Genomic DNA, 12,795 nt, shown 5'->3' on the forward strand with positions numbered 1-12,795 from the left:
CTATACCAGTGCGATGTCCAACACCTGCTGCATGGTCTTCACATAATGGAAGGTCAGTCCCTTGATGAACTCAGGGTCGATCTCGGTGATGTCCTTCTCATTCTGCCAGCAAAGGATGATCTCTTTCAGGCCGGCCCTGCGGGCTGCCAATACCTTTTCCTTGATGCCACCTACCGGTAATACTTGTCCCCTCAGGGTGATCTCGCCGGTCATGGCCAGGTAGTTCTTGATCTTCCTTCCGGTAAAGGCCGAGGTCAGGGCCGTGAGCATGGTAATACCTGCGCTGGGACCATCTTTCGGCACCGCTCCTTCCGGTACGTGGATATGTACATTGGTCTTCTGGAATACCTCGGGGTCGATGCCCAGTTTACGGGCATTGGCCTGGATATAGGTGAGGGCCGTGGTGGCGCTTTCCTTCATCACATTGCCCAGGTTACCGGTCAGGCGCAGTTCCCCCTTGCCTTCACTCAGGGTGGTCTCGATAAAGAGGATATCCCCGCCCACATAGGTCCAGGCCAGTCCTACCGCCACACCGGGCATATTGGCGGATTTATAGATCTCGTTGCTGTACCTCGCCTTGCCCAGGATCCTTTCCACATCTTCCACGGTGAGGGTGGGCTTGACCTTACCATGGATGGCATAGTCCTTGGCCATGGACCGCATGATGGCGGCCAGCTGCCTGTCCAGTTCACGCACCCCGCTTTCCCGGGTATAATCCTCGATCACTTTCTGCAATACCTTATCGCTCATCCTGACACTCACCTTGGCGAGGCCATGGGCTTCCTTCTGCTTGGGCACCAGGTGGCGTTTCGCGATCTCCACTTTCTCTTCCACGGCATAGCCGCTGAGGTCGATGATCTCGAGCCTGTCGCGCAGTGCAGGCTGGATGGTATTGATATCATTGGCGGTAGCAATGAACAGGACCTTGCTCAGGTCATATTCCAGCTCCAGGTAATTGTCGTAGAAGGAATGGTTCTGCTCGGGGTCCAGCACTTCCAGCAGGGCAGAGGAGGGGTCGCCCCTGTGGTCGGCACCTACCTTATCGATCTCGTCCAGGATCATGACCGGGTTGGAGGATTTTACCTTGCGGATGGACTGGAGGATGCGGCCGGGCATGGCACCGATATAGGTCTTGCGGTGGCCGCGGATCTCACTCTCATCATGCAGGCCGCCCAGGCTCAGGCGGACATATTTCCGGCCGATGGCGCTGGCGATGCTGCGGCCAAGCGATGTCTTACCAATACCGGGAGGACCCACAAAGCAAAGGATAGGGCTCTTCATGTCACCCTTCAACTTCAATACCGCCAGGTATTCCAGGATGCGCTCCTTGATCTTGGCCATGCCATAGTGATCCTTATCCAACACATCTTTCGCATGACCCAGGTCGTAAGAGTCTTCGGTATATTCTTCCCAGGGCAGGTCCAGCATCAGGTCGAGGTGGTTGTACACCACGGAATAGTCCGGCGTGCTGGGATGCATGCGTTCCAGTTTCTCGATGCCTTTCTGGAACATGTCCTTCGCGGCCTGTGACCATTTCTTGTTCTCGGCCTTTTTCTGCATTTCTTTCAGCTCCCGCTCATTGGTGTCGCCACCCAGTTCTTCCTTGATGCTCTTCATCTGCTGCTGAAGGAAGTATTCGCGCTGCTGCTTGTCCAATTCCGTCTTGGTCTTGGCCGTAAGCTTGTTCTTCAGTTCGGCAAACTGCAGTTCGCGCTGCAGGTGCTGCATCAGCAGGTCGGCCCTTTCCTTGATATCATTCAGTTCCAGCAGCTTCTGCTTTTCACCGAGTTCGGTGTTCAGGTTGCTGGAAACAAAATTGATGAGGAAGGCAGGCTTCTCAATATTCTTGAGGATAATGGAAGCTTCTGCAGGAAGGTTGGGCGACAGCTGGATGATCTGGGTCGCGATATCCTTGATGTTAGCTACATAGGCTTCGAAGTCTTCATCGGTCGGTGGTTCCGCTTCTTCCAGCAACTGCACTTTGGCCCTGAAGAAGGGCTCTTCGCTGGTGAACTGGTCGAGCTTGAAGCGGCGCTTGCCCTGGATGATGACTGTGGTGCCGCCATCGGGCATCTTGATCAGCTTGATGATCTTGGCCACGGAGCCAATGGCTTCGAGGTCGGTGATGGTGGGGTCTTCCACATTGCTGTCCTTCTGGGCCACTACGCCAACCAGCTTATTGGCCTTATAGGCTTCATTCACGGCCTTGATGCTTTTGTCGCGGCCAACGGTTATGGGCAATACCACCCCGGGGAACAATACGGTATTCCTCAGGGGCAGTATGGGAAGGTCAGTGGGTATGTCCAGGTCCTGGCTATCATCGGCTTCATGTTCATTCAGGGGAATGATGGGGATAAAGTCCATTTCGTCCTCAGGGCTCATTAAAAACTTCGATCGGTTCATAATCATCTGTTGATATGACAAAATAACACTTCCAGCTGGCAAAATTGTTCCGGCAGGGTGGAAGGGTATATGGTCAAGTATGATGCCACCTGTCAAAATCTACCTGAATTGGCGGAAAAGGGTTCTTAAAAATGACATATAGTTAAGGAAGGGGCTATCGGGGGCAATGGTCATTCCTTATATTTGCGCCCCGCCATTGTGCGTAATTATTAAACTTCTTACCATGACAGCCTTGATGACCAGATTACAGGAGACCACCGCTTATATCCAGTCGCGTTATGCCGGACGCCCCGAAGTGGGTATCGTCCTGGGTTCGGGGCTCGGTAACCTGGTGGCCGACATGAAAGTGGAGCTGGAGATCCCTTATGCCGAGATCCCCCATTTCCCTGTGTCTACTGTAGAAGGGCATTCCGGTAAATTGCTGCTGGGACAGCTGGGAGGGAAGACCGTTGTGGCCATGGCCGGACGCTTCCACTTCTATGAAGGCTATGCGGCCAGTGAAGTGGCTTATCCCATCAGGGTGATGAAGCAATTGGGCGTAGGGACCCTGCTGATCAGTAATGCGGCCGGTGGGATGAACCCCGACTTCAAAGTGGGTGACCTGATGATCATCCGCGACCATATCAGTTTCTTTACCGTGAACCCACTGATCGGCAAGAACGAAGATGCGCTGGGTCCGCGTTTCCCCGATATGAGCGAGCCTTACAGCAAGTCGCTGATCAAGAAGGCCAAAGCTATCGCCAGGGCCATGGATATTGAAGTGCACAAGGGCGTTTATGCCGGTGTGACAGGCCCAACCTTCGAGACCCGAGCCGAATACAAGTTATTGCACATCCTGGGTGCGGATGCGGTAGGCATGAGCACCGTACAGGAAGTGATCGTTGCCCGCCATATGGATATGGAGGTCTTCGCGATCAGCGTGATCACCGACCTCGGCATCCGGGAGGAAGAGAATGTGATCACCCATGAGGAAGTGCTGGAAGCCGCACGCAACGCGGAACCCAAGCTGACCGCCATTTTCCGTCAACTGATCGCCGAGATCTGATTCCTGCAGCTTAATATCCATACGCATTGTTGAAGAAAATCGTTTATATATCCCTGTTAGGACTGCTAGGATGGACGGCTACTGCCCTGGGGCAGAACCCGCTGGGCAGGATTCCTGGTGCCGGCGGCTTCAGGCCATCGGGTTCCGGTGGTCAGGATAGCCTGAGGAAGAGGGACAATAATGAAGATTCCATTACGATCCGCTTTCGGACCCTGGATACCTCAAGGTTAAACATGATGGATTCTTCCATCAGGGATTTCCGCGTACGCTGGCCGATACCCGTCGATTATATGAACCTCGGGAATTTTGGTGCCGCTTCCCGATCCTATGGTTTCCAGCCCATCATGAAAAGCGGTTGGGATCCCGGTTTCCATGCTTTCGACGTCTATAAGCTGAGAATGGACAAGGTGAAGTTCTACCAGACGACCAGGCCCTATTCTGAGCTGGGCTATATGCTGGGAAGCCGGGCGGAACAGGTGATCCACCTGATGCATACGCAGAACGTGAGGCCCAACTGGAATTTCGCGTTCCAGTTCAACCTCTTCAATGCACCCGGGCATTTCAAGAACCAGAACACCAACCACAACCGCTACCTCTTCAATACGAATTATAATTCTAAGAACAGGAGGTACAACCTCTACTTTGTGGCACTGGGCAATAAGATGCAGGCCAATGAGAATGGCGGTATGCTGGATGACCAGGACTATCTCGGAAATACCACCGTTTTCAAGGAAAGGACCACCATCCCGGTGCAGTTGGGCAACTATGTGCCAACCAGCCAGAGTTTCCTGAACAGTACCCTGAACACGGGCAACAGGCAAAAGGAATGGAGCTTCCTCCTTCGGCAGCAATATGACCTGGGCAAGAAGGATTCTATCGTTACGGACTCAACGGTCATCCCCCTGTTCTATCCGCGATTCCGGATGGAGTATACGGTGCAGTACAATACCTATCATTACCAATTCCTGGATTCCAATCCGGATACCCTCTTCTACAGGAGGCATTATGATTTTGCTGCCACCCCGGCCGATACCTTCCGGATCGATGAAAGATGGTCAGAGGTGGTGAATGATTTCTCCATTTACAGTTTCCCGGAGGCAAAGAATCCCCAGCAGTTCCTGAAGGCTGGTATTGCCCTGCAAAACCTGAAAGGTAAGTTTGACGATGGGGAGCGGACCTATTATAACCTCTTTGCCCATGGGGAGTACCGCAACCGCTCCCGCAACCAGAAATGGGATATCGAAGCGGTTGGTAAGCTCTACATAAATGGATTGAACAGTGGCGACTATGATGTATTGGCGAGCGTGAAGCGACTGTTGAGCAAGAAGCTGGGGTATATCGCTGCCGGTATCCAGAATGTGAACCGGACGCCTTCCTTTGTTTTCAATAGTGCTTCCTCTTATAGTTTCGGGCCACAACCCTCCCTCAACAAGGAAAATATCACCAGGATCTTTGGCCTCCTGGAAAATGGCCCGAAAGCCTGGAGGTTATCGGCAAGTTATTTCCTGGTGAGCAATCTGGCCTATTTCAGGGATTACTATAAGGCAGGCCAGGAGTCGGGCCTTTTCAATGTACTGCAGATCAGTGGTGACAAAACCTTCAGGTTGAGCAAGCATTGGCACTGGCATTTGTTGGTGCAGTACAACCAGTTGCTGGGAAATGGACCGGTTAATATTCCTTCCCTGTTTACGTTCAACCGCATTGCCTATGAAGGCAACCTTGGCTTCAAGAACCTGAACCTGGTAACCGGTTTCGAAGTGAAATACCATACTGCCTATAAGGCGGATAACTATTCCCCTTTACAGAGCCAGTTCTTCTACCAGGATGAACAAACCATCAAGATGAAATTCCCGGAGATCGCGGGATTCCTGAACTTCAGGATCAGGTCCTTCACCACATTTGTAAGGGCCGAGAACCTCAATACCATGCAATTCGGTGGGGCAGGGGGATTTGGCTTTTACAACAACAATATGGCGGCACCCAATTATGCCTACCCTGGTTTCATCTTCCGCCTGGGCATTTTCTGGGGATTTGTTAATTAAAATTGTAGCATTTAACAGTTAGGTGCTTTGAAATCTGTAAATCTGGAGTAGTTTTGTGGCAGTGAAAAAATACCTGGCCATATCGCTAGCTTTTCTTTACCTCCTGGTCTCCAGTGGATTGTTGCTGGAAGTGCACCATTGCATGGGAAAGATAGCAGATGCTGCCCTGACCATCCTGCCCTCTGATGAGGACCAGTGTGGCAAGTGTGGCATGGATAAGGACGACAAGGAAAATCACTGCTGCAAGGATGAATACAAGCTGGTAAAAGTCTCCAGCGACCAGAAGCCCTCAGCGGGCCAGGTGCTGGTGAATGCACCCGCGGCCATTGAGTTGTCACTGGTTTGGCCTGCTGACTATGTTCCGGAAATGGTGGAACAGGTACTGGTGGCCAACAGGGCGCATGCCCCGCCTTTCCCGGGCGACCCATCCTATAGCCAGCTCTATTGTGTTTTCAGGATTTGATACCATTCGAATGAAGGACGCCAGTCCTTTAACCACTTTGCCTTTGGGCGAAGTCCCTTCTGTTCAATCATTCGAATCATCATCAAACTACAATCATGAAAACAGTATCATTCGCTTTTAGCGTATTATTCGTATTGGTTTCCACTTTTTCTTTTGCCCAGAAATCTACCACTAAAGAGACCGTAAAGGTTTGGGGTGAATGTGGCATGTGCAAGAAGACCATTGAAGGTGCCGCCAAAAAGGCCGGTGCAACCGCCGCTTCCTGGAATGAGGAGACCAAGCAGCTCGACATCACTTACAACGCCAAGAATACCAGCAACGATAAGATCCAGCAGGCCATTGCAGCCGCTGGTTATGATACCGAGAAGTTCACAGCCGATGATAAGGCCTATGAAAACCTGCATGAATGCTGCAAGTATGACCGTAAGGCCGCTGCTGCAGCGGCAGATGCGAAGGCCTCCTGCTGTAAGGACGGACAGTGCAAGGATTGCGCTTGTTGCAAGGACGGTAAATGCACCAAGGGTGGTGACTGCTGTAAGGATGCTGCCTGCTGCAAAGATGGAAAATGCAGCAAGGATGGTGACTGCTGCAAGAACGGTCAACATGCCAAGGATGGTAAGGCCTGCTGCAGCCATGAAGCCTGTGGTAAGGATGCAGCCGCCTGCAAGGAAAAAGGATGCTGCAAGGATGCCGCTTGTTGCAAGTCATAATTATTTAACCCAGTAGTACAAGTATGAAAAAGATAGTTGTTTTGATCGCCATCTTGGTGATGGGAGTGGGCGCGTACGCCAATTTCACGAAAGCTACATTGCAGGCGAGTGGCCTCACCTGCGCCATGTGTACCAAGGCCATTAATAAGTCATTGGAGAAATTGCCATTTGTTGCGGCGGTTACCGTTGATATCAAGACCTCCTCATTCGGGATCAATTTTAAGGAAGGGGTGCCGGTGGATATCGATGCAGTGCGCAAGGCCGTGGAAGATGCCGGTTTCTCAGTTGCCAAACTGCAACTGACCGGAAAGTTCAACCAGGTTGCCGTTAAGAACGATGCACATTTCACCATTGATGGTAAGGTTTACCATTTCCTGGCTGTAAAGTCGCAGGTGCTGGATGGAGAGCAAACCATCACGGTAGTAGACAAGAATTTCCTGACCGCAAAGGAGTTCAAGAAGTATAGCGGAGCCACCAAGATGGCCTGTGTGCAAACCGGTAAGGCCGGTGCGTGCTGCCAGAAAGATGGTATTGCCGCCGAGACCAGGATCTTTCACGTAACCATTTAAATCTGTTAACCCCGGGTCCTGCCCCGGCAGGATCCGCTTTTTTCAGGATATGAAAAGACTTTTGTTGGCTGTTGTTTTCGCAATAGGTACCCTTTCTATCGCACATGCGCAACCGAAAATCGGCACCCAGGTCCCGGAGGTAAGTATACCCGACAAGGCCGGGGTGACGCAAAGCCTGTCTTCCCTGAAAGGCAAGGTGGTGCTGGTTGATTTCTGGGCCAGTTGGTGTGTGCCCTGCCGCAGGAGCAATAAGCAACTGGTGCCCATCTATGAACAGTATGGCAAGAAGGGCTTCGAGATCTATGGGATCAGCCTGGATGAGGATAAGCAGGCCTGGCAAAAAGCGGTAGCCGCTGATAAGATCAGCTGGCTGCAGGTGAATGAGCCCGGCGGCTGGAATACCCCCACGGCTGTGGCCTGGAATATCGAGCAATTGCCTAGTTCCTTCCTGGTGGATAAGCAAGGCAGGGTGGTATCTATTGATCCAACCCCGGCAGAGTTGGAAAAATACCTGAAAGAAGCACTACAATAGTGATATGAAAAAGTATTTTATTGCCTTGTTTGCCATCCTGGCCGGATGGCAGGCAGGAGCACAGGAATTGTATGTGTTTTCGGACCCGGCCTCCAATGTGCCGGCCAAGTCGATCAGTGGGAAGCTCGCAGCAAGGTTTGCGAACAATAACCTGACCAGTGATATCAATCAGCGGTATATGGCCGAAGTGAATGTGGGCCTGAGCAAGTCCCTCATGTTCAGGGCAAGTACCACCTTCTCTGATTTCTATTCTGCCAACCCCCGCTGGGAATCCTATAAGGGCTACCTGAAATGGCGTTTCCTTTCCAATGATGATATCCACAGCCATTTCCGCATGGCCGCCTTTGTGGATGGCTCTTATAGTGTGAATGACCTGGTATATGATGAGTTGAGCCTTGATGGAGATAACAGCGGTGTGCAGGCGGGTTTGACCGCTACCCAGCTGGTGAATAAGCTGGCAGTCTCCGGAACCGTTAGTTACCTCAGGGCTTTCGACGAGAAGTTCAAGGGGGTACATGCCGATATGCATGGCAAGCAGGCATTGAATTATAGCCTGTCGGCCGGTTACCTGCTCTTCCCCAGGTCCTATTCCAATTACGACCAGGTAAACCTGAACCTTTATGTGGAAGTGCTGGGCATGACCGGTTGGGAGATGGGCCACAATGCGCTCGATATTGCCCCCGCGCTCCAGCTCATCTTCAAGAGCAATTCCAAGCTCAATATCGGCGGCCGCTTCCAGGCCGCGGGCAATATGAGCAGGATTGCCAATAATAATTTCTATATCAGCTTCGAGAGGACTTTCCTGAATGCGTTGAAGTGATGTGAAATAGGCTTTGCGTTCTCTGCGGTCCTTTGCGGACTTTGCGTTAGTTTTTGTAACGCAAAGTCCGCGAAGGTCACGCAAAGTGCGCAAAGGGAGTAATCCCCCTAATTACACACTATTTCCCAGTTTCTAACGTTAATGACTTACCCAATACCATGTCTATGAAGCGCCAATGGTTATTTTCTGCCCTTCTATTGCTTACCGTTTCGGCTCAGGCCCAACGGGTTGACCTCGATAAGTTCTCCTTTACGGTTGCTTACCGTAACCTTCCCCGGGTACCCATCGATACTTCTTACCATACCTTTAATTTCCAGTTGGAAACCGGTCCCCTGATGAAGCTGGGCGTGAACAATGAACGTCCGGAAGAAAGTATGGAGATCGATGGCTGGAAAAGGGTGCAGGTAAAGGGGCATATTACCGTTGACCTGAAGATGGAAGACATCATGATCGTTGGCGCCAATGTGGAAGAACGGGTGGAAGAGATCAAGGACAAGACAGGAAAGGTTACCGGCAAAAGGACCTGGTTCAGGCCGGTATTCACGTATACTTATGCCGGAAGGGTGCTGATCACCGACTACAAGGGGAACCAGTTGCAACAATACCAACTCGCCACCCGCAACCAGCAACAACAGCACCGCGGAACGGAATATTCTTCCAAGCTGGAAGCCATTGGCCTCACCCTTAATATGATCACCATTGGCACCCAGTTGAGCAAGGACCTCCTCTACAGGACCATCAATAACCTTTCCAATAACCTGTCTAACATGTATGGTTATTCGGAGATGCGGGTGAACGATTTTGTCTGGATACTGGATAGCCGCAAACATGCAGAATACGACAAATTCCGCCGCAATTTTGCCATGGTAAAGGATGCCTTTTTCCGGATCACCCCGCATGAGCCGGTAACGGCCATCAGGGAAGAACTCAAGCCTGCCATCGACTATTTTACCAAGCTGCCTAAGTACTACAGCGGGTCCGGAAAATCTGACCGCAAGATCAGGTATGCGGCGCATTTCCTGCTGGCCAAACTCTACTACTACCTTGATGATCCCGATAATGCTGCCAGGGAAGCGACCAACCTCGTGCTGAATGATTATGATGCGCGCGATGGCCGTTACCTTGAATCAGTGGCCATAGGATTGAAAGAACAGTTTACCCTAACCAAGCGTACGACCAGGCATTTCCCCTGGGATGTCAACAGTTTCGAGCCACCCAACCTGGCCAAGTCTACCGCGCAAACCAATAGTACGTCAAAGCAGGGAAAAGAATAAGCCCGATGTGCTATATTCGGTGATAAGCTTTTTGCATGCATCATTTCCTTGGGCTGGACATTGGCACTACCCATACCAAATTGCTTGCCCTCAATGGGAAGGGGGAGGCCTTTTACGAGAAAAAGATCGGCTACCGGAATGGCCTTGGCGCAACACTTGATGCAGGCGAGATCCTCCTGGCAGTACTCGACCTGTTGAAGGGATATTTTGCAGCTTGGCCGGGTGCTCCTGTGGTGCTCAGTTGTAGTGCTGCCATGCACAGCCTGCTATTGGTCAACGACCATTCGGAACCTATTTCCCCCTTATATACCTGGGCGGATAACAGCAGCAGCGGATCGGCAAAAGCGATCCGTAGCCTTCCCGGGGCCCATGGCCTGTTTCAACGTACCGGTACCCCTATCCATCCCATGTCGCCCTTATGCAAATTGCATTGGCTGAACCGCGACTCACCCGGACGCTTAAGCGAAGCCTCCAAAATCGTTGGCATCAAGGAATATATCTGGCACTACCTTACCGGTCATTGGGAAGTGGACCATAGCATTGCTTCCGCTACCGGTCTGTTCAACCAGGAAACCCTGGCATGGGATGTTGAAGCCTGTGCAATTGCCGGTATTGATCCCGTAAAACTTCCTGAACCTGTTGCGGTAACGCATAAACGAAGAGCGTCCGCCTGCAAAAACGCCAGTGAACTTTTTCCCGAAGGGTCCTGGCTGGTGATCGGCGCCAGTGATGGATGCCTGGCCCAGCTGGGGGTAGGGGCCATTACGGGTTCAGCGGCTGTAATGACCATTGGTACAAGCGGTGCGGTGCGAAGGGGTTTATCACGTCGATGGGTAGACGAAAAAGAAAGGCTCTTTACCTATATCCTCAACAAAGACCATTGGGTGGTGGGTGGCGCCATCAATAACGGTGGACTGGCCCTGCAATGGTGGCAGGGGCAGGTGCTAGGGCAGGATGCCAGTCCGGCCAGCCTCATCACGGGCATGGTGCAGGATGCCACCAGGGTGGAAGCCGGCTCTGAAGGCCTGGTCTGCCTTCCCTATTTCCTGGGGGAAAGGGCCCCGGTCTGGAATGCCGAAGCCACAGGTATGTTCTTTGGCGTCAGGTCGGTCCATTCGCAACGGCATTTTTCCCGTTCTATCCTGGAGGGTATTGCCTATGGTTTCCGTCAGTTGATCAGTATCATGGAGAGCGGCACCGGAAGGATCGAAAAGGTATTTGCTACGGGTGGATTTACCCAAAGCAGGGAATGGATGCAATTGACCTGCGATGTATTGGGAAGGGAACTCCACCTGCTGTCGGATGCAGATGCTTCAGCAACGGGTGCCTGCCTGCTCGGGATGAAGGCCATGGGCATTTTCACGGATTGGCCGGTGGTCAGGCAAATGCTGCCGATGGAGGCTAAGGTCTTCTATCCCAATCCTGCCTACACCCATGTTTATGAAAACGGGTTTGAAAAGTATTGCCAGCTGCAGGCATTGTCGATCACTTCCTAAACCTGTGCCGCATCCTAATTGCCCCATTTGGCCCAGATCACGCAATGGGCGGCATTATCTGTCCCGGTCAGGGCACGCATCGTTCCTCCATAGACAGGGTTCATCACAGCCCTTGGCGCATAATGGATCTTTCCCTTGTTGATGAAGGCCTTGCCGGCATGGTGGTGGCCGAGGGAATGCCCGGTCTCATGCAAGGCGATGGATTCTATATCTACCCCAATGGTATTATCGGTCGCCCAGTCGAAGCGCTCATTGTAATAAGTTTCGTAAAAAGCAATATCGGCCAGGCCATCATTGTTGATATCGGTGGTCATGCCATTATCATCCAGGTAAACAAAGGAGAAGGTAACAGCGATGATGTAATTGGCGCCTCCCGGTGCCAGCACATCAAAGAAGTTGGCATCCATGAAACCGGCATGCTGGATATCTGCATCATTATAGGGGCTGCCGCCGAATCCGAATAAGTAGGAAGCATAGCCCATATCGGAATAGGCAGGCGATTTTAGTAATTGCAGTTTAGAGCAATTGACCTTGTTCCAGGTCTGCATGGCCCTGTCGATGGAGTGGTTTACCCCTTGACGACTCAGGCCATTGTCTGTGGTTACTTGTTCGTCTACGGCATAGGTCAGGTAATTCCTGCCCGCCCTTCTGGGATCGAGGGGCACGAAATTCCCTTCTGCAAATTTTTTCCTGCCGGGTTCCCGGAAGATGATGGTCTTTCCTTCCTTCTCGGATTGCCCATCTGTCAGGTATTCTGCTTTCCAGATCGAAACTTTGGGCTTGACGGTGCGGCTGGTGGTGGAAGAGAGGTTGCCATCCTGGATGGCCAATGAAGATGGGATGGTTTCAGGTTTGGAGCAACTGGTCATGGCAAGCACACTCACTGCCAGGCATGCACAGGTAAGGCTGGATTTCATAAACGGCTTTTTGGGTTAGTAAGGTCTTTCTAGCGGATACAGGCCAGGTACACTTGACTTGTATGCATACTAAATTTAATACAAAAGCAGTTTATTTCCATAAAATTCGATGCCTGTAAAAGCTATAAATGGGAAAGGGTTTTTTAATAACGCAAAGTGCGCTTCGCCTGCCAAAGCTATAGCGTCGGCAGGCAAGGACCGAAGAATCTGCAAAAAATGACCATTGCGTTCTTAGCGTTTCTTTGCGCACTTTGCGTTACTCCTCTCAACCTCAAATGCCTTCACCTCAGCAGGGTCTCCCGCAGGGGATCCTGATGAATGGTAGGATGGAGATCTATCGGGGACTCTCGAAGTGAAGGCCTATGTGGTGATAATATGTAATCGCCCCTTGTCGCCCCCGTTGTGTCTTATGACCAACGGGTAGTTGGAAAATGAGCTTAGCTGTTGGATGCATAAATATTTCGCTTTTTTACATCGGGGTCCCCTTCGGGAGACCCCAATGGGGTTAAAATATATCCTCATGA

The 12,795-nt window shown here is 51.6% G+C and carries 11 protein-coding genes; 9 read left to right on the forward strand and 2 right to left on the reverse strand.

Features of this window, described 5'->3' with window-relative positions; genetic code table 11:
• The gene (gene lon, locus KJS94_RS03010; RefSeq protein ID WP_214449154.1) at positions 1–2,403 is read right to left on the reverse strand and encodes an endopeptidase La; all 2,403 of its coding nucleotides are present in this window, start codon (positions 2,401–2,403) and stop codon (positions 1–3) included.
• Positions 2,404–2,626: 223 nt separating this feature from the next.
• Here lon and KJS94_RS03015 point away from each other — a divergent pair, with 223 nt between their 5' ends.
• The 9 genes from KJS94_RS03015 (at position 2,627) to KJS94_RS03055 (ending at position 11,354) form a co-directional block, all read left to right on the forward strand.
• Positions 2,627–3,448 (forward strand): purine-nucleoside phosphorylase, encoded by an 822-nt coding sequence (locus KJS94_RS03015; RefSeq protein ID WP_214449153.1) that lies wholly within the window; start codon positions 2,627–2,629, stop codon positions 3,446–3,448.
• Between the two features lie 26 nt (positions 3,449–3,474).
• Positions 3,475–5,490, forward strand: coding sequence for a putative porin (locus KJS94_RS03020; RefSeq protein WP_239804270.1), 2,016 nt, complete (start codon positions 3,475–3,477; stop codon positions 5,488–5,490).
• A gap of 55 nt (positions 5,491–5,545) precedes the next feature.
• Positions 5,546–5,953 carry an HYC_CC_PP family protein gene (locus KJS94_RS03025; RefSeq protein WP_214449152.1) on the forward strand — a complete coding sequence of 136 codons (408 nt, stop codon included), beginning with the start codon at positions 5,546–5,548 and terminating at the stop codon, positions 5,951–5,953.
• Between the two features lie 95 nt (positions 5,954–6,048).
• Positions 6,049–6,663, forward strand: a complete 615-nt coding sequence (locus KJS94_RS03030) for a heavy-metal-associated domain-containing protein (protein ID WP_214449151.1) — start codon at positions 6,049–6,051, stop codon at positions 6,661–6,663.
• A gap of 23 nt (positions 6,664–6,686) precedes the next feature.
• Complete coding sequence (locus tag KJS94_RS03035) at positions 6,687–7,232, forward strand: heavy-metal-associated domain-containing protein (protein WP_214449150.1); 546 nt, start codon at positions 6,687–6,689, stop codon at positions 7,230–7,232.
• Between the two features lie 49 nt (positions 7,233–7,281).
• The gene (locus KJS94_RS03040; RefSeq protein WP_214449149.1) at positions 7,282–7,764 is read left to right on the forward strand and encodes a TlpA family protein disulfide reductase; all 483 of its coding nucleotides are present in this window, start codon (positions 7,282–7,284) and stop codon (positions 7,762–7,764) included.
• Positions 7,765–7,768: 4 nt separating this feature from the next.
• On the forward strand, positions 7,769–8,584 hold the full coding sequence (locus tag KJS94_RS03045) for a hypothetical protein (RefSeq protein ID WP_214449148.1): 816 nt from the start codon (positions 7,769–7,771) through the stop codon (positions 8,582–8,584).
• A gap of 164 nt (positions 8,585–8,748) precedes the next feature.
• Positions 8,749–9,858: a hypothetical protein gene (locus KJS94_RS03050; RefSeq protein ID WP_214449147.1), complete on the forward strand. Its 1,110-nt coding sequence runs from the start codon at positions 8,749–8,751 to the stop codon at positions 9,856–9,858.
• A 35-nt stretch (positions 9,859–9,893) separates the two neighbouring features.
• Positions 9,894–11,354: a gluconokinase gene (locus KJS94_RS03055; RefSeq protein ID WP_214449146.1), complete on the forward strand. Its 1,461-nt coding sequence runs from the start codon at positions 9,894–9,896 to the stop codon at positions 11,352–11,354.
• Positions 11,355–11,368: 14 nt separating this feature from the next.
• Here the strand turns inward: KJS94_RS03055 and KJS94_RS03060 are convergent, their stop codons facing one another.
• The gene (locus KJS94_RS03060) at positions 11,369–12,271 is read right to left on the reverse strand and encodes a M10 family metallopeptidase domain-containing protein (protein WP_214449145.1); all 903 of its coding nucleotides are present in this window, start codon (positions 12,269–12,271) and stop codon (positions 11,369–11,371) included.
• Between the last annotated feature and the right edge of the window lie 524 nt (positions 12,272–12,795).

Origin of the sequence: Flavihumibacter rivuli, from assembly GCF_018595685.2 — a bacterium.
In the GTDB taxonomy this organism is placed as follows: Bacteria; Bacteroidota; Bacteroidia; order Chitinophagales; family Chitinophagaceae; genus Flavihumibacter; species Flavihumibacter rivuli.

Bases quoted from the DNA above. Each gene is read 5' to 3' on its own strand.
- lon (WP_214449154.1), bottom strand. From the start codon at position 2,403: ATGAACCGATCGAAGTTTTTAATGAGCCCTGAGGACGAAATGGACTTT.
- KJS94_RS03045 (WP_214449148.1), top strand. From the start codon at position 7,769: ATGAAAAAGTATTTTATTGCCTTGTTTGCCATCCTGGCCGGATGGCAG.
- KJS94_RS03060 (WP_214449145.1), bottom strand. From the start codon at position 12,271: ATGAAATCCAGCCTTACCTGTGCATGCCTGGCAGTGAGTGTGCTTGCC.
- KJS94_RS03050 (WP_214449147.1), top strand. From the start codon at position 8,749: ATGAAGCGCCAATGGTTATTTTCTGCCCTTCTATTGCTTACCGTTTCG.
- KJS94_RS03030 (WP_214449151.1), top strand. From the start codon at position 6,049: ATGAAAACAGTATCATTCGCTTTTAGCGTATTATTCGTATTGGTTTCC.
- KJS94_RS03015 (WP_214449153.1), top strand. From the start codon at position 2,627: ATGACAGCCTTGATGACCAGATTACAGGAGACCACCGCTTATATCCAG.
- KJS94_RS03055 (WP_214449146.1), top strand. From the start codon at position 9,894: ATGCATCATTTCCTTGGGCTGGACATTGGCACTACCCATACCAAATTG.
- KJS94_RS03035 (WP_214449150.1), top strand. From the start codon at position 6,687: ATGAAAAAGATAGTTGTTTTGATCGCCATCTTGGTGATGGGAGTGGGC.
- KJS94_RS03040 (WP_214449149.1), top strand. From the start codon at position 7,282: ATGAAAAGACTTTTGTTGGCTGTTGTTTTCGCAATAGGTACCCTTTCT.